This is a genomic window from Amycolatopsis thermoflava N1165, assembly GCF_000473265.1.
In the GTDB taxonomy this organism is placed as follows: Bacteria; Actinomycetota; Actinomycetes; order Mycobacteriales; family Pseudonocardiaceae; genus Amycolatopsis_E; species Amycolatopsis_E thermoflava.
The window spans coordinates 8,418,513-8,434,652 of record NZ_KI421511.1; the positions used below are offsets into that span (position 1 = coordinate 8,418,513).

Consider the following 16,140-nt stretch of genomic DNA (forward strand, 5'->3'; position numbering starts at 1 on the left):
GCCACTATTCTGAGCAATAGCTCAGCTTTTTGGCTACTCGCTTTTCGCGCCAGGAGGAGGATGCGCGATGCCGTCGGACGACCGTCGTCTTCAAGCACGTCGCAAGCCCCGGCAGGTGCGCGCGGAGCTGACCCGCGAGCGCATCCTCACCGCCGCTGCTCACGTTTTCGCCGAGCACGGCTACGCCGCCGGCACCACCAACCGCATCGCCGAGCGCGCCGGCATCTCGATCGGCTCGCTGTACCAGTACTTCCCGAACAAGGACGCCATCCTCGCCGAACTGCTGGTGCGGCACATCGACCGCGGTCGGTGGACGTCCGCCGACCAGCTCGACCTGTCGCCGGGCACGCTGGAAGCGCTGGTCCGGGCTCTCGTCCGGGACGCGATCGACAACCACCGCGACGATCCCCAGCTGCTGCGGATCATGATCGAGCAGGCGCCGGTTTCGCGGGACCTGCTCGACACGATCGACCGGCACGGGAAGATGCGCGTCGGGCAGGTGCGCGACCTGCTGGCCCGTCACCCGGACGTGGGTGTCCGGGACCTGGACACGGCGGCGGAGCTGATCGTGTTCACCGTGGAGACGAACACGCATCGCGCGATGGCCGACCCGCGGACCACCGGGATCGAGGCGCTGGAGAACGAGCTGGTGGCCATGGTGACCCGGTACCTGCGCGGGGACCGCCCCGCACCGGGCGGTCAGGCGGACGCGCGCTGACGGCCTGCCTCCCGGCGGGCGGACTCGATGATCGTGTCCAGCAGGCCGGGGAAGGCGCGTTCCAGGTCGGCCCGGCGGAGTTCGTTCAGCTTCACCGTGCCCTGGTAGTGCTGCCGGATGATCCCGGCCTGCCGGAGGACCTTGAAGTGGTGCGTGCTGGTCGACCGGGTGACGTTGATGTCGAACGTGCCGCACGCCATGTCCTCGCCGGAATCGGCTAGTTGCCGCACGATGCTGCGCCGCACCGGGTCGGTCAGCGCGTCGAGCACGCCCTGCAGCGTGATGTCCTCCGCGGCGGGGTGGTCGTTGATCCGGTCCGTCACGGCACCCATATTACGATGATCGTCGAAGTTTGACCACCATGAAGTTTGATGGCTATCGTACTAACCGTGCGTGACTCCTCTGGTCTGAAACTCGCCGCGCTCGCCACGGGCTTCGTCATGGCCTCGCTCGACGTGACCGTCGTCAACGTCGCGGGCAGCGCGATCCAGCAGCAACTGCACGCTTCGCTGTCCGAGCTCACCTGGATCGTCGACGGCTACGTGCTGGTGTTCGCGTCGCTGCTGATGCTCGCCGGCGGCCTGGCGAACCGCTTCGGTGCGCGGGCCGTCTACCTGGCCGGCATGGCGGTCTTCTTCGCCGCCTCACTCGCCTGCGCGCTCGCGCCCACCGCCGGGGTGCTCATCGCCGCGCGGCTCGTCCAGGGCGCGGGCGCCGCGTTGTTCATGCCGAGTTCCCTGTCCCTGCTGGTGTTCTCGTTCCCCGACAAGCGCCAGCGCACTCGGATGCTGGGGCTCTGGTCGGCGATCGTCGCCACCTCGGCCGCGCTCGGGCCGACCCTCGGCGGCCTGTTGGTAAGCGCTTTCAGCTGGCCCAGCATCTTCCTGCTCAACCTGCCCATCGGCGTCGCCGGCATCCTGCTGACCCGGCGCTGCATCCCACCGGTCGGCGGGCGCCGTGTCCGGCTGGCCGTGCCGGGGCACGTCCTGTGGATCGCGGCGCTCGCCGCGCTGAGCTTCGTGCTCATCGAAGGCCCGCGGCTGGGCTGGCTGGCCCGCCCGGTGCTGGCCGCGTACGTGGTGCTCGGCTTCGCCGCTGCCGCGCTCGTCACCCGCGAACGGCGGGCCGAGCACGTGGTCATGCCGTGGAACCTGTTCCGCGGCGCGGGTTTCACCGGCGCGAACCTGGTCGGCTTCGCGTTCAACTTCGCCGTCTACGGCGGCATGTTCATGCTCAGCCTGTACTTCCAGCACGCCCGCGGCGCCGGCCCGTTCCTCGCCGGGCTGGAGCTGCTGCCGATGACGATCTGGTTCCCGCTGGGCAACCTGGTCTACTCGCGCATCGCGGGCCGGATCCCGAACGGGGTGCTGCTGACGGTCTTCCTGCTGGTCGCCGGCGTCGCGTCGCTCGCCATGGCCGGAATGTCGACCGACACGCCGTACTGGGTGCTGGCCGTCGCCGTCGCGGTGGCCAACGTCGGCGCGGGCATCATCTCGCCCGGGATGACCGCCGCGCTGGTCGAGTTCGCCGGGGTGGCACACGCGAACGTGGCGGGCGCCGTGCTCAACGCCAACCGCCAGATCGGCACGCTGGTCGGCGTCGCGGCGATGAGCGTCGTGCTCGGCACCGTCACGGACTGGAACCGCGGCCCCGGCCTGTCTTTCCTGCTCCTCGGCGGCGCCTACCTCGCCGGCGCGGCCGGCGCGTGGTGGCTGATCGCCAGGTCCGAACGTCAGGCGCGGAACGTGCGGCGGTAGGTGTCCGGCGGCACCCCGACCGCGCGGTGGAAGTGGCGGCGCAGCGTCGTCGCGGTGCCCATGCCCGCCGCGGCGGCGATCGCGTCGATGCTGTCGTCCGTGCTCTCCAGCAGCTCCTGCGCGCGGCGGATCCGTTGCGCGAGCAGCCACCGCAGCGGGGTGGTGCCGGTGACGGCGCGGAAGTGCCGCGCCAGGTGCCGTGAGCTCAGGTTCGCCTGGCGGGCCAGGTCCTCCACCGTCAACGGCTGGTCCAGCCGCCGCATCACCCACGGCAGCAGCTCGGCCAGCGGATGGCCGTCGTCCTCCGGCACCGGCGTGCTGACGAACTGCGCCTGCCCGCCTTCCCGGTGCGGCGGCACGACCAGGCGGCGGGCGACCACGTTGGCGATCGCCGAACCGTGGTCGAGCCGGACCAGGTGCAGGCACAGGTCCATCGCCGCCGCCTTGCCCGCGGAGGTGAGCACGCGGCCGTTGTCCACGTAGAGCACGTCCGGGTCCACTTCGATCCGCGGGTAGCGCGCGGCGAGTTCGTCGGTGTGGGCCCAGTGGGTGGTCGCGCGCAGCCCGTCCAGCAGGCCGGCCGCCGCGAGCACGAACGCGCCGGTGCACAGCGACACCACGCGCGCGCCCGACTCGTGAGCCGCGCGCACCGCGTCGACCAGGTCGGCGGGCGGGTCCTCGTCGACGTCGGCCAGCGCGGGGACGATCACGGTGTCCGCCTCGGCCAGCCGGTCGAAACCGCCGTCCGGCTCGACCCGGAACCGGCCGGCCCGCACCGGGCGCGGGCCGCACACGCTGAGGTCGTACCACGGGACGCGTACGGCATCCGGCGGCGAGCCGAAGACCTCGCAGGCCAGCGCCAGCTCGAAGTGCAGCATGCCGTCGGTGGTGGCGACGGCGACGGAGTTCATGTCCGAAAGTGTACGGGTCGTGTCGTTCCGGACACTGGGCAGCGGCGGCCCGGCCGGACAGGATTGTCCGCAGTGGATCACTTCGAGCACGTGGGAGCAGGCATGGGACGGGTTGCGGTGTACGGGGCGTACGGGCACACCGGGCGGTTCGTGGTCGCGGAGCTGCGCGAGCGCGGGCACGTCCCGCTGCTGCTGGGCCGCGACCGGGAGAAGCTGCTGGCGGTGGCGCAGCCGGACCTCGAGGTGCGGCCGGCGGCGGTCGACGACCCGGCTGCCCTGGACCGCGCCCTCGCCGGGGCGGACGCCGTGATCAACTGCGCGGGGCCCTTCGCGACGACCGCCGCCCCGCTGGTCGAGGCGGCACTACGGGCGGGCATCCCGTACGTCGACGTGGCCGCCGAAATCGAGGCGAACGCCGACACCTTCGCGCACTTCGCGGAGCGGGCCGGGGACAAGGTGGTCGTCCCGGCGATGGCGTTCTTCGGCGGCCTCGGCGACCTGCTGGTCACCGCCGCCATGGGGGACTGGACAGCGGCCGACGAGGTGCACATCGCCTACGGCCTGAGCAGCTGGCACCCCACCGCCGGAACCCTCGCCGCGGGCGCGGTGTCGCGGCAGCGCCGGGACGACCGGCGCGTCCGCTACACCGGCGGACGGCTGGAGTACCACGACGACGCCCTGCCGGCGCTGGAGTGGGAGTTCCCCGCGCCACTCGGGCCACAGGACGTCATCGGGGAGTTCAGCATGGCCGACATCGTCACCGTCCCCACCCACCTGGACGTGCCCGAGGTGCGCACCTACATGACGGCCAAGGCGGCGGCGGACCTGGCCGCGCCCGGCGCCACGGCCCCGTCCGCCGTCGACGAGCGGGGCCGCTCGGCACAGACCTTCGTCGTGGACGTCGTCGTCCGCCGCGGTGCCGAGGAGCGCCGGATCTCCGCCGCCGGGCAGGACATCTACGCGATCAGCGCGCCGCTCGCGGTGGAGGCCGTCGCCCGGATCCTGAGTGGACGGACCAGGGCGACCGGCGTGCTCTCCGCGGGCGCGGCGTTCGACGCGCCGGACTTCCTGCGCGCGCTGGCGCCGCACCTGTCGCTGTCTCAGCCGGCGCTGTGCCGGTAGAAGGGCTCCTTGATCGGCGCGAGCGGCGTGTTGCCGAGGATCAGGTCCGCCGCCTTCTCCGCGGTCATGATCACCGGCGCGTAGATGTTGCCGTTGGTGATGTAGGGCATCACCGAGGCGTCCACGACCCGCAGGCCCTCCGTGCCGTGCACCCGCATCGACCCGGGGTCCACGACGGACATGTCGTCGACGCCCATCTTCGCCGTGCAGGACGGATGCAGCGCGGTCTCCGCGTCCTTCGCCACCCAGTCCAGGATCTGCTCGTCGGTCTCCACGCCGGGGCCGGGGGAGATCTCGCCGCCGTTGTAGCGGTCCAGCGCGGGCTGGTTGAGGATCTTGCGGGCCACCCGCACGGCCTCCACCCACTCGCGCCGGTCGTTCTCCGTGGACAGGTAGTTGAACCGCAGCGCCGGGTGCCGCCGCGGGTCGGTCGAGGTGATCTTCACGCTGCCCCGGGTGTCTGCGTACATCGGTCCGACGTGGACCTGGTAGCCGTGCCCGCCGGCGGGCACCGAGCCGTCGTAGCGGATCGCGATCGGCAGGAAGTGGAACATCAGGTTCGGGTAGGCCACGGTGTCGTTGCTGCGCACGAAACCGCCGCCCTCGAAGTGGTTCGTGGCGCCCGGACCGGACCGCAGGAACAGCCATTGCGCGCCGATCAGCGGGCGCTTCCACGTCGCCAGGTGCGGCTGCATCGACACCGGTTCCTTGCAGGCGTACTGGATGTACACCTCGAGGTGGTCCTGCAGGTTCTCACCGACTCCGGGCAGGTCGTGGACCACGTCGATGCCGAGCCGGCGCAGCTCGGCCGCGTTGCCCACGCCTGACAGCTGCAACAGTTGCGGCGTGTTGATCGCTCCGCCGCACAGCACGACCTCCTTGCCGTACACCTCGCGTGGCGCGCTCCGCCCGGTCGAGTACTCGACCCCGATGGCTCGGTTGCCGCGGAACAGGACCTGCGACACGAACGCGCGCGTCTGCACGGTCAGGTTCTTCCGGTGCCGCACCGGGTGCAGGTAGGCGCGGGCGGCGGAGAGCCTGCGGCCGCGGCGCACGTTCCGGTCGAAGGGCGCGAACCCCTCCTGCCGGTAGCCGTTCACGTCGTCCGTGCGCGGGTACCCGGCCTGCTCCGCCGCGTCGAAGAACGCCTGGAACAACGGGTTCGACGCCGGTCCGCGTTCCAGCTCCAACGGGCCGTCGTGCCCGCGCCAGCGCCCGTCCGGCGGATCGGCGAGGCAGTTCTCCATGCGCTGGAAGTAGGGCAGGCAGTGCGCGTAGTCCCACTGGGACATCCCCGGGTCGGCGGCCCACCGTTCGTAGTCCATCGGGTTGCCCCGCTGGAAGATCATGCCGTTGATGCTGCTCGACCCGCCGAGGATCTTGCCGCGCGCGTGGTAGATGCGCCGCCGGTTCATGAACGGCTCGGGCTCGCTGCGGTAGCCCCAGTCGTAGAAGCGGCTGCCGATCGGGAAGGTGAGCGCGGCGGGCATGTGCACGAACACGTCCCACTTGGCGTCCGACCGGCCCGCCTCCAGCACCAGCACCTTCACCTTCGGATCGGCCGACAGCCGGTTGGCCAGCACGCACCCGGCCGAGCCGCCGCCGACGATGATGAAGTCGTAGTTCTCGGTGCTCACGTTCGTCCTCCTCAGGAAAGCTCGTCGACGAGCCGGTCGCCACGGTCGGCCTGGTGTTCGGGGAGCGTGCCGAGGCGGTGGCGGCCCCGGAGTCGGAACCACGCCAGGCCGATCGCGGCGACGATCCCGATGAAGATCAGGGCCATCCAGCGCAGCACCCCGCCGCCGTAGATCTGCTCGCGCGGCCACGCCAGGTTCACGGACATCCCGGCGCCCCACAGCACGGCGACGACGTTGACCGGGAGCCCGAACCGCCCGAGCGAGAAGTGACCGCCCGCGTCCCGGCCCGACCACCCGCCACGCAGCCGCTTGACCAGCATCGGCACCGTCACCAGCAGGTAGGCCAGGTAGATCATCACCACCGCGACGCTGGTGACCGCGGTGAAGATCTGCGGGGTGCCGATGTTGACCAGGAGGATGGCCACCGCGACCGCGCCGATGAGGATCGCCGGGACCACCGGGGTGCCGGTCTTGGCGTTGATCCGGGCCAGCCGCACCCCGAACGGCAGCGCGTTGTCGCGGGCCATCGCGAACATCAGCCGGATGCCGGCGGTGTGCACGGCCAGCGCGCACACCGTGATGGCGACGACGATGCAGCACAGGAACACCTTGCCCAGCGGCCCGCCGAGCACCTGCAGCACGATCAGCTGCAGCCCGCCCGACGACGTGCCCAGCCGCGGATCGGCCAGGTCGGGCGCGGCCATGATGGCGAACAGCAGGATCAGCCCGCCGATCACGAACGACGCGATGACCGCGCGCAGGATCGCCACCGGCGCGGTGCGCCGCGGGTTGACCGTTTCCTCGCCGAGTGAGCTCGCCGTGTCGAAGCCGTACATGACGTAGGCGGAGGCGATCGCGGCCACCAGGAACACGCCGGCGTAGCCGCCGGTGTGCCCCTCGCCGAGCCCGTGCGTGTCGACGAAGACACCGGGGCCGCGCACCACGTTCACGGCGAGGATGACGACCAGCAGGACCGCGGCGATCAGCTCGATGAACACGCCGATGCTGTTGATGCGCGCCATCAGCTTCACGCCGAAGGCGTTGACCAGCGTGGTGAACAGGATCAGCACCGCGCCCCAGATCACCGCGGAGATCCCGAAGTCGTGCGCGCCGCTGCCGTCGCCGACCAGCTGGAAGCCGGACCACAGCTGCGGCAGCGTGACCTGGTAGGCCAGCACCACACTGGCCAGGGTGACCACGGAGGCGGTGAACATCATCCAGCCGGCCAGCCACGACGTGGTGGGACCGGCGAGTCTCTTCGACCAGTTGTAGACCGAACCGGCGACCGGGTAGCGGGCGGCCAGCTCGGCGAAGCACAGTGCCACCGCGATCTGCCCGACGAAGACCATCGGCCAGGACCACCAGTAGGCCGGCCCGCCGGTGCCGAAGCCGAAGTAGAACAGCTGGAACGTGCCGGTGAGGATGGAGATGTAGCTGACCCCGGCGGCGAAACTCGCGAACTTGCCGATGCTGCGGTCGAGGGACTGCCGGTACCCGAACTCGGACAGTCCGTGGTCGTTGCTGGTGCTCACGCGCGCCTCCTCTTCAGTACTGCGGCGTGGAGAGGGGAGTCCCGGTCAGCCCTTGAACCAGTGCTGCGGCCGGGGATCGATGTTGTGGTAGATGTGCTTGGTCTCGCGGTACTCGTGCAGGCCGGACGGGCCCAGTTCGCGGCCGATGCCGGACTTGCCGAAGCCGCCCCACTCCGCCTGCGGCAGGTACGGGTGGTAGTCGTTGATCCAGACCGTGCCGTGGCGCAGCGCCCCGGCCACGCGCTGGGCGCGGCCGGCGTCGGAGGTCCACACCGCGCCGGCGAGTCCGTAGTCGGTGTCGTTGGCCAGCTCGACGGCCTCCGCCTCGGTGCCGAACCGTTCCACCGTGACAACCGGGCCGAACACTTCCTCGCGCACCACGGCCATGTCGCGGGTGCAGTCGCTGAACACCGTGGGCCGGAGGAAGAAACCGTTGCGCAGCGCGGGATCTTCGGGTCGCGTGCCGCCGGCGCGCAGGGTGGCGCCGTCGGCGATCGCCCCGGCGATGTAACCCTCGACCTTCGCGCGGTGCTGCTCGGAGATGAGCGGACCGCACTCGGTGTCCGGGTCGAGCCCGTTGCCCAGCCGGATCCGCTCGGCGCGCCGGGCGAGCTCGTCGACGAACCGGTCGTGGATCCCGTCCTGCACGATCAGCCGCGCGCCCGCCGAACAGACCTGTCCGGAGTGGACGAACGCGGCGTTGAGGGCGTGGTCGACGGCGGTGTCGAAGTCGGCGTCGTCGAAGACCACGTTGGGGTTCTTGCCGCCGAGTTCCAGCGCCACCCGGCGGACGCCGCGCGCCGCGGCGGCCATGATCTTCTCGCCGGTCGCCAGCCCGCCGGTGAACGACACCAGGTCGACCCCGGGGTGCTCGACCATCGCCGCGCCGACCGCGCCCGGGCCGAGCAGCAGGTTCACCACGCCCGGCGGCACACCGGCCTCCTCGGCGAGCGCGACGAGCCGGATGGTGGTCAGCGGGGTGAGCTCGCTCGGCTTGAGCACCATCGTGTTCCCCGCCGCCAGCGCCGGGGCGATCTTCCAGGAGATCTGCAGCAGCGGGTAGTTCCACGGGGCGATCAGCGCGCAGACACCCACCGGCTCGTGCACGACCCGGCTGATCGCGGCCGGGCTGCCGGTGTCCACCACGCGCCCGGCTTCCTGCGCGATCGCCGCGGCGTAGTAGCGGAACACGGCGACCACGTCGTCGACGTCGATGCGTCCCTCGGCGAGGGTCTTGCCGGTGTCGAGGGTTTCCGTGCGGGCGATGTCCTCGCGGTCGCGGACCAGCAGGTCGGCGATGCGGCGGAGCAGTTCGGCGCGCTCGCCCGCGGTGGTGCGGCGCCACCGCGAGCCGGGGCGGAACGCCGCTCGCGCGGCGGTGACGGCCCGGTCCACGTCCTCCGGGCCGGCGACGGCGACCGTCTGGATGACGGAGGCGTCGTAGGGGTTGCGGACGTCGGTGCGGGACCCGTCGCGCCCCTCGGTCCAGTTCCCGTCGATGTACAGGTCCTTCATGAGCCCTTTCCGATGCGGTAGCGGGCAACGCCGGCGCGGGGAATGTGATGCGCGGCACGTCAGTGCGTACATTTGTACATGAGAGTGCGTACGGATGTCCATACTCGTCGGCTACGATCGTGTTAACCGGGAGTATTCGCAGGTGAGGGGTGTGCGCGGTGGTGTCAGGGCAGGCGGCCGGATCGCGCCGGCAGCGTCCCAACGATCCCGGACGGCGCACGAAGATCGCGCGCGCCGCCATCGACGTGGTGGCCGAGCGGGGAATCGACGGGCTTACCCACCGGGCGGTCGCCGCGGCCGCGGGGGTGCCGCTGGGCTCGACGACGTACCACTTCCGGACGCTGGACGACCTGCTCGAGGTCGCGCTGAGCCAGGCGGCCGAGGACAACGTCCGCCGCCTGCGGGAGTGGGAGCGCGGCGTGCCGCCGGACGCGGACTTCGCGGGCGCGCTGGCGGAGCTGGTGATGCGGTACGTGCGGGACGAGGGGCCGCACACGGTGGTCGAGTACGACCTCTACGTGGCGGCCATGCACCGCCCCCGGTTGCGCCCGGTGAGCGCGGCGTGGGACGACGCGCTGATCGAGCTGTTCGGCTCCCGGACGGACCCGCTGACCGGGCGCCTGCTCGCCGGACTGTTCTGCGGTCTGCTGATGCAGTTGGCGATCGCGGACGGCACGCCCTCTACTTCGGACATCGAGGCGCTGTTCCGCCGCGCGATCGCCGGTCCTGCCTGCTGAGCCTTTTCCGGCCGGCGATGAATGGACCGTTCATCGAGGCACGATTGGTCGGCCCCGCAGACCTATGAACGGACCATTCATCGGGGTGCGACATGCCCACTCGCTCGGAGGCATGAGTGGACCGTTCATCCAGCCGCGACAGATCCCATGGCGGCGGTATGAGCGGATCATTCATCAAGCCATGACATGCTGACCGGCTCCCAAGGGATGAATGGACCGTTCATCGCGGCGCCGCCGGCGCACCCGTTCGCGAAGGAGTGAACGGGTCGTTCATCGACGCGCGACTGGCCCACCGGCGAATCGATGAACGTACCGTTCATCGGGGCGCGACATGCTCAGCCACTCGCGAAGGCATGAACGGGCCGTTCATCCATCCACCACAGACCGCGTGGCGGCAGCATCAACGGGCCAATCATCGAGCCATGACATGCTGACCCGCTCTCAAGGGGTGAATGGACCGTTCATCGCGGCGCCACCGGCGCACCCGTTCGCGAAGGAGTGAACGGGTCGTTCATCGACGCGCGACTGGGCCACCGGTGAACCGATGAACGAACCATTCATCGGGGCGCGAGATGCCCACCGGCTCGAAGGCATGAACGGACCGTTCATCCACCCACCACAGACCTCGCGGTGGCAGCATGAACGGACCATTCATCAAGCCATGACATGCTGACCTGCTCTCAAGGGATGAATGGACCGTTCATCGCGGCGCCACCGGCCCATCCACTCGCGAAGGCGTGAACCGGTCATTCATCGACGCGCGACTGGCCCACCGCCGAACCGATGAACGGACCATTCATCGAGGCGCCACCGGTCCACCCACTCGCGAAGGGATGAACGGACCGTTCATCCACGACCACAGACCCCGTCATCGCGGCATGAATGGGCCGTTCATACCGGCTCCGGAGCGGCGGCGCGCAGCTCGCGGCGCCAGCGGCCGAACACCTTCGGCTGGTTCATCGCGAACACGGCCACCGGACGGTCGCCCCGCCGGAACACGGCGCTGAACCGGCGCGCGGCCGGGTCGCCGTCGACGACCTCCATCCGGTCGCCGTCGCGGCGGTGGCCCGCGAACTGCAGGCGCGCCCCGTACTGATCGGACCAGAAGTAGGGCGCGCGCGGGCTGGGCAGCTGCTCCTGACCGAGCAGGGTCGCCGCGGCGGTGGCCGGTTGCTCGAGCGCGTTGGTCCAGTGTTCGAGCCGGATCTCGGCGCCGGCGAACGGGTTGTGCGACACCGCGCAGTCGCCGACCGCCACCACCGACGGGATGCCGGTCGCGCACCGGGCGTCCGTCCGCACGCCCCGCTCCGCGTCCAAACCGGACCCGGCCAGCCACTCGGTGTTCGGCACCGCGCCGACCCCCACGACCACGACGTCCGCAGCCAGTTCGCGGCCGTCGGTCAGGTGCACCGACCGCACCCGGTCCGCGCCGGTCAGCCCGGCCACGCCGACGCCGGTGATCAGCTCGACCCCGTGCTCGCCGTGCAGCGCCGCGCACACGCCGCCCAGCTCGGCGCCGAGCGGTCCGGCGAGCGGCACGGCCTGCTGCTCGACCACCGTGACCGCCAGGCCGAGCCCGCGGGCGGTCGAGGCCACCTCGGCGCCGATGAACCCGGCCCCGATCACCACCAGCCGCGCGCCCGCAACAAGCTCCGCCCGCAGCGCGATCGCGTCGTCCAGGGTGCGCAGGGTGTGCACACCGGCGAGCGGCGAGCCCGGCAGGCGGCGGGCCCGCGCGCCGGTCGCCAGGACCACGCCGTCGCAGACGATCCGCTCGCCCGAGTCGAGCACGATCGTCCGCAGCGCCGGGTCCAGGGCCACGGCCCGCGCGCCCAGGCGCCAGTCCACGTCCAGGGCCTCGTCGTCGCTCTCCAGCGCCAGCTCGGCCGCGGACATCGTGCCCGCGAGGAACTCCTTCGACAGCGGCGGCCGGTCGTAGGGCCGGTGCGGCTCGTCGCCGACGACGACCACCCGCCCGTCGAAGCCGGCCTCCCGCAGCGCGCGCGCCGTGGACAGGCCGGCCAGCGACGCGCCGGCGATGGCGATCACGCGCATCAGACCCCCATCCGCTGCGGCGCGTTGACGTTGACGTAGATCTGCCCGTCGACCACGACGACCTCGTGCGTGCGCACCGGCTTCTTGGCCGGGGGCCCGCTCGGCATTCCGGTGCGCAGGTCGAAGCAGGCGGCGTGCAAGGGGCACTCCACCGCGCAGCCGTCCAGCCAGCCGTCGGCCAGCGAGGCGTCCTGGTGGGTGCAGGTGTCGTCGATCGCGTACAGCGTGCCGTCGACGTTGAACACCGCGATCGGCACTTCGGCTTCGATGCGGACGGCTTCGCCGACGGGGAGGTCCTGGAGAGCGCAGACGGGAATCATGAGGCGGCTCCGTTGTGTAATGCACAACTACACGTGCTATCCGCAACAGAGTGCGGCAGTGCGGGGGGAGCGGTCAAGGCCTGGAAGTGGGAAATTGTGTCATGTGAGTAGAGTTGCGGTATGCGGAACAACGAGCGCTCTACGAACGGGTCCGCGAGTCAGGTCCAGTCGGTGGACCGGGCGATCGCCATCCTGGACATCCTGGCCAGACGGGGCGAGGCCGGCGTCACCGAGATCGCCCAGGAACTGGACGTGCACAAATCCACCGCGTTCCGCCTCGTCGGCGCGCTCGAGGCGTGGCAGCTGGTGGAACAGGTCAGCGAGCGCGGCAAGTACCGCCTCGGGTTCGGCATCGTGCGCCTGGCCGGCGCCACCACGGCCCGGCTCGACCTGTCGCGGGAGAGCCGCGCGGTGTGCGAGCGGCTCGCCGCGGAACTCGACGAGACCGTGAACGTCGCCGTGGTGGACCAGGGTCAGGCGACCAACATCATGCAGGTGTACGGCTCGGCGGCGGTGACGGCGCGGAACTGGATCGGCCAGCGCACCCCCGCTGCACGCCACCTCCAGCGGCAAGGTCCTGCTGGCCTGGGCAGGCGACGACGACCGGGAGTCCGCGCTGGCCGAGCTGCCCGCGTTCACGCCGAACACCCGCACCGACCGGGACAAGCTCGCCGAGGAGCTCGAGCAGGTCCGCGAGCGCGGCTGGGCGTGCACCGTGGAGGAGCTGGAGGTCGGCCTCAACGCGGTGGCCGCCCCGATCCGCGCCGCGAACGGGGACGTGATCGCGGCGCTGTCGGTCTCCGGGCCGGCGTACCGGATGGAGCCGTCGTCCTATCCGGACATCGCGGAGAAGATCGTCGCCGGGGCCGAGGAGATCAGCTTCCGCGTCGGCTACCTCGGCCCGCGGTGACGGGTGGTCCGCGGGTCCGTTGTCCATAGTGCGCGGCGCGGCCGGTTTGCGGGCGTTGCCGGATGGCCGCGTGCCGGTGGAATGCTCGGGGGCGGGGGCGCCTCGGCATTGTGGCCCGCTCGGTTGTGGCTCGGCGGGGTCCGTTGTCCATAGTGCGCGGCGCGGCCGGTTTGCGGGCGTTGCCGGATGGCCGCGTGTCGGCGGAATGCTCGGGGGCGGGGGCGCCTCGGCATTGTGGCCCGCTCGGTTGTGGCTCGGCGGGGTCCGTTGTCCATAGTGCGCGGCGCGGCCGGTTCGCGGGCGTTGCCGGATGGCCGCGTGCCGGCGGAATGCTCGGGCGCGGCGGTGCCTCGGCATCGCGGCCCGCTCGGGTGCGGCTCGGCGGGGTCCGTTGTCCATAGTGCGCGGCGCGGCCGGTTTGCGGGCGTTGCCGGATGGCCGCGTGTCGGCGGAATGCTCGGGGGCGGGGGCGCCTCGGCATTGTGGCCCGCTCGGTTGTGGCTCGGCGGGGTCCGTTGTCCATAGTGCGCGGCGCGGCCGGTTCGCGGGCGTTGCCGGATGGCCGCGTGCCGGCGGAATGCTCGGGCGCGGCGGTGCCTCGGCATCGCGGCCCGCTCGGGTGCGGCTCGGTGGGTCCGCTGTCCACAGTGCACGGCGCGGCCGGTTCGCGGGCGTCGCGGGTCAGGGGAAGACCACGGTGCTGTTGCCGTTGAGCAGCACGCGGCGTTCGCAGTGCCAGCGGACCGCCCGGGACAGCGCCAGCGCCTCCGCGTCGCGGCCTACCGTTTGCAGTGCGCGCGGGTCGTAGGTGTGGTCGATGCGGATGACCTCCTGCTCGATGATCGGGCCCTCGTCCAGGTCGGGCGTCACGTAGTGCGCCGTCGCGCCGACGAGCTTCACTCCCCGGTCGTAGGCCTGGTGGTAGGGCTTCGCGCCCTTGAACCCGGGCAGGAACGAGTGGTGGATGTTGATCGCCCGGCCGTGCAGCGCCTTGCACAGCTGGTCGGACAGCACCTGCATGTACCGGGCGAGCACCACCAGCTCCGCCTCGTACTCCTCCACCACCTCCAGCAGCCGCGCCTCCGCCTGGGGCTTGGTCTCCGGCGTCACCGGGATGTGCAGGAACGGCAACCCGGCCGCCTCCGCCATCGGACGCAGATCGTCGTGATTGGACACCACCGCGACGATGTCCGCGCCCAGACTGCCCGCGCGCCAGCGGAAGATGAGGTCGTTGAGGCAGTGGCCCTGCTTGGACACCATCACCAGGACGCGCGCGTTGCGGTCCGGGTGGAACGCGTACGACATGGCGAAGTCCGCGGCGACCGGCTCGAAACCGCGGGACAGCTCGCCGAGGTCCACCTCGGTGTCGGTGGTGACCTTGGTGCGCAGGAAAAGCCGCTTGCGCACCGGGTCGTCGAACTGCTGGTACTCCTCGATGTTGCCACCATGCTCGACGACGTAGGCGCTGACGGCATGGACGATCCCGGTCCGGTTCGGGCAGTCCAGGGTGAGCGTGAACGAGCGCGTCATCGGTTGTCTCCTCAGCATTCCACGATGTTGAGAGCCAGCCCGCCGCGGGCGGTCTCCTTGTACTTGTCCTTCATGTCGGCGCCGGTCTCGCGCATCGTCTTGATGGCCTTGTCCAGCGACACGTGGTGGCGGCCGTCGCCGCGCACCGCCATCCGCGCGGCGGTGATCGCCTTGACCGAGGCGATCGCGTTGCGCTCGATGCACGGGATCTGCACGAGCCCGCCCACCGGATCGCAGGTCAGGCCGAGGTTGTGCTCGATGCCGATCTCGGCCGCGTTCTCCACCTGCTCCGGGGTCCCGCCGATGATCTCCGCGAGACCGGCCGCGGCCATCGAGCACGCGGACCCGACCTCGCCCTGGCACCCGACCTCGGCGCCGGAGATCGAGGCGTTCTCCTTGAACAGCGACCCGATCGCCCCGGCGGTGAGCAGGAACCGCACGGCCGCGTCGTCGTCGAAGGCGGGCAGGAACTTGTCCGCGTAGTGCAGCACCGCGGGCACGATCCCGGCCGCGCCGTTGGTGGGCGCGGTGACCACCCGGCCACCCGCCGCGTTCTCCTCGTTCACCGCGAGGGCGAACAGCGTGACCCACTCCATGGCGTGCAGCGCGTCCGGCTCACCCGAGTCGTGTTCCAGCCGCTCCCGCAGGTCGCTGGCGCGGCGGCGCACCTTCAGCCCGCCCGGCAGCACGCCGCCGGTGTGTGTGCCGCGGTGCACGCACTCGCGCATCACCGACCAGATCCGCAGCAGCCCGGCGCGGATCTCCGCCTCGCCCCGCCAGGACAACTCGTTGGCCAGCATGAGATCGCTGATGCGCAGGCCCGTTTCGCGCGTGTGCGCGAGCAGCCCGTCGGCGGTGGTGAACGGATAGCGCACCGGGGTGGGATCGGGCACCAGCGCCCGGCGGCCGGTTTCGTCCTGGTCGAGCACGAAACCGCCGCCGACCGAGTAGTACTCCCGCCGGTCGAGCACCTCGCCGCCGTCACCGAACGCCGTGAATACCATCCCGTTGCTGTGGAAGTCCAGCCGCTTCCGGCGGTGCAGCACGATGTCCTCGTCGACGGAGAAGGCGATCCGGTGCTTGCCGAGCAGCGAGATCGCGCTGTCCGCCCTGGCCGCGGTCACCGCGGGCTCGGCGGCGACCGGGTCGACCAGGTGCGGCTGCTCCCCGGACAGCCCCAGCACGACCGCCTTGACGCTGCCGTGCCCGTGTCCCGTCGCGCCCAGCGAGCCGAACAGCTCGCAGCGCAGCCCCGCCGTGCGGGGCAGGAGCCCGGTCTCCGCCAGGCGGGAGCCGAACAGGTATGCGGCCCGCATCGGGCCGACCGTGTGCGAACTGGACGGACCGATGCCGACCTTGAAGAGGTCGAAGACGGAGACCGTCATGGTCCCTCCTG

At 71.2% G+C, this 16,140-nt stretch carries 13 protein-coding genes and 1 pseudogene; 5 read left to right on the forward strand and 9 right to left on the reverse strand.

Translation table 11 applies throughout. From position 1 onward, the window contains the following. Nucleotides 1–67 precede the first annotated feature (67 nt). Complete coding sequence (locus AMYTH_RS0141845) at nucleotides 68–718, forward strand: TetR/AcrR family transcriptional regulator (protein ID WP_027935235.1); 651 nt, start codon at nucleotides 68–70, stop codon at nucleotides 716–718. Here the strand turns inward: AMYTH_RS0141845 and AMYTH_RS0141850 are convergent. Beyond that, nucleotides 700–1,050, reverse strand: a complete 351-nt coding sequence (locus tag AMYTH_RS0141850) for an ArsR/SmtB family transcription factor (RefSeq protein ID WP_020419963.1) — start codon at nucleotides 1,048–1,050, stop codon at nucleotides 700–702. The two genes, AMYTH_RS0141845 and AMYTH_RS0141850, sit on opposite strands and share 19 nt — an antisense overlap. Before the next feature lie 57 nt (nucleotides 1,051–1,107). Between AMYTH_RS0141850 and AMYTH_RS46710 the strand changes: the two genes are divergently transcribed. Next, nucleotides 1,108–2,475: an MFS transporter gene (locus AMYTH_RS46710; RefSeq protein WP_037323083.1), complete on the forward strand. Its 1,368-nt coding sequence runs from the start codon at nucleotides 1,108–1,110 to the stop codon at nucleotides 2,473–2,475. On the opposite strand, the gene AMYTH_RS0141860 is transcribed toward AMYTH_RS46710, so the two are convergent. Beyond that, nucleotides 2,451–3,386 carry a helix-turn-helix domain-containing protein gene (locus AMYTH_RS0141860; protein WP_027935236.1) on the reverse strand — a complete coding sequence of 312 codons (936 nt, stop codon included), beginning with the start codon at nucleotides 3,384–3,386 and terminating at the stop codon, nucleotides 2,451–2,453. The two genes, AMYTH_RS46710 and AMYTH_RS0141860, sit on opposite strands and share 25 nt — an antisense overlap. Nucleotides 3,387–3,488: 102 nt before the next feature. On the opposite strand from AMYTH_RS0141860, the gene AMYTH_RS0141865 reads away from it, so the two are divergent. Continuing rightward, complete coding sequence (locus AMYTH_RS0141865) at nucleotides 3,489–4,508, forward strand: saccharopine dehydrogenase family protein (RefSeq protein ID WP_037323085.1); 1,020 nt, start codon at nucleotides 3,489–3,491, stop codon at nucleotides 4,506–4,508. On the opposite strand, the gene betA is transcribed toward AMYTH_RS0141865, so the two are convergent. Genes betA through AMYTH_RS0141880 form a run of 3 tightly spaced genes read right to left on the reverse strand, consistent with a single transcriptional unit; the run spans nucleotide 4,487 to nucleotide 9,192 of the window. After that, the gene (gene betA, locus AMYTH_RS0141870; protein WP_027935238.1) at nucleotides 4,487–6,145 is read right to left on the reverse strand and encodes a choline dehydrogenase; all 1,659 of its coding nucleotides are present in this window, start codon (nucleotides 6,143–6,145) and stop codon (nucleotides 4,487–4,489) included. The genes AMYTH_RS0141865 and betA overlap by 22 nt on opposite strands. Before the next feature lie 11 nt (nucleotides 6,146–6,156). Further along, a complete protein-coding gene (locus tag AMYTH_RS0141875; protein ID WP_027935239.1) occupies nucleotides 6,157–7,677 on the reverse strand; it encodes an APC family permease in 1,521 nt (506 codons plus the stop codon). 45 nt (nucleotides 7,678–7,722) lie between these two features. Then, on the reverse strand, nucleotides 7,723–9,192 hold the full coding sequence (locus AMYTH_RS0141880; protein WP_027935240.1) for an aldehyde dehydrogenase family protein: 1,470 nt from the start codon (nucleotides 9,190–9,192) through the stop codon (nucleotides 7,723–7,725). A 149-nt stretch (nucleotides 9,193–9,341) separates the two neighbouring features. On the opposite strand from AMYTH_RS0141880, the gene AMYTH_RS0141885 reads away from it, so the two are divergent. Next, entirely contained in the window at nucleotides 9,342–9,929 is a 588-nt protein-coding gene (locus AMYTH_RS0141885; protein WP_157360750.1) for a TetR/AcrR family transcriptional regulator, read from the forward strand. Between the two features lie 891 nt (nucleotides 9,930–10,820). Here AMYTH_RS0141885 and AMYTH_RS0141890 read toward each other — a convergent pair. Then, nucleotides 10,821–11,984: an NAD(P)/FAD-dependent oxidoreductase gene (locus AMYTH_RS0141890; RefSeq protein ID WP_027935242.1), complete on the reverse strand. Its 1,164-nt coding sequence runs from the start codon at nucleotides 11,982–11,984 to the stop codon at nucleotides 10,821–10,823. After that, nucleotides 11,984–12,304, reverse strand: a complete 321-nt coding sequence (locus tag AMYTH_RS0141895; RefSeq protein WP_020419952.1) for a bifunctional 3-phenylpropionate/cinnamic acid dioxygenase ferredoxin subunit — start codon at nucleotides 12,302–12,304, stop codon at nucleotides 11,984–11,986. Before AMYTH_RS0141895 ends, AMYTH_RS0141890 begins: the two co-directional genes overlap by 1 nt. A gap of 120 nt (nucleotides 12,305–12,424) precedes the next feature. Between AMYTH_RS0141895 and AMYTH_RS51290 the strand changes: the two are divergent. Continuing rightward, nucleotides 12,425–13,214: pseudogene (locus AMYTH_RS51290) on the forward strand (IclR family transcriptional regulator). Nucleotides 13,215–13,895: 681 nt separating this feature from the next. Here AMYTH_RS51290 and purU read toward each other — a convergent pair. Continuing rightward, a complete protein-coding gene (gene purU / locus AMYTH_RS0141910; protein ID WP_027935245.1) occupies nucleotides 13,896–14,744 on the reverse strand; it encodes a formyltetrahydrofolate deformylase in 849 nt (282 codons plus the stop codon). 11 nt (nucleotides 14,745–14,755) lie between these two features. Continuing rightward, nucleotides 14,756–16,129: an L-serine ammonia-lyase gene (locus AMYTH_RS0141915; protein ID WP_027935246.1), complete on the reverse strand. Its 1,374-nt coding sequence runs from the start codon at nucleotides 16,127–16,129 to the stop codon at nucleotides 14,756–14,758. Nucleotides 16,130–16,140 lie beyond the last annotated feature (11 nt).

Coding starts and splice junctions, on each gene's coding strand:
- AMYTH_RS0141860 (WP_027935236.1), bottom strand. CDS start 3,386: ATGAACTCCGTCGCCGTCGCCACCACCGACGGCATGCTGCACTTCGAG.
- AMYTH_RS0141865 (WP_037323085.1), top strand. CDS start 3,489: ATGGGACGGGTTGCGGTGTACGGGGCGTACGGGCACACCGGGCGGTTC.
- purU (WP_027935245.1), bottom strand. CDS start 14,744: ATGACGCGCTCGTTCACGCTCACCCTGGACTGCCCGAACCGGACCGGG.
- AMYTH_RS0141890 (WP_027935242.1), bottom strand. CDS start 11,984: ATGCGCGTGATCGCCATCGCCGGCGCGTCGCTGGCCGGCCTGTCCACG.
- AMYTH_RS0141850 (WP_020419963.1), bottom strand. CDS start 1,050: ATGGGTGCCGTGACGGACCGGATCAACGACCACCCCGCCGCGGAGGAC.
- AMYTH_RS0141880 (WP_027935240.1), bottom strand. CDS start 9,192: ATGAAGGACCTGTACATCGACGGGAACTGGACCGAGGGGCGCGACGGG.
- AMYTH_RS0141915 (WP_027935246.1), bottom strand. CDS start 16,129: ATGACGGTCTCCGTCTTCGACCTCTTCAAGGTCGGCATCGGTCCGTCC.
- AMYTH_RS0141895 (WP_020419952.1), bottom strand. CDS start 12,304: ATGATTCCCGTCTGCGCTCTCCAGGACCTCCCCGTCGGCGAAGCCGTC.
- AMYTH_RS0141845 (WP_027935235.1), top strand. CDS start 68: ATGCCGTCGGACGACCGTCGTCTTCAAGCACGTCGCAAGCCCCGGCAG.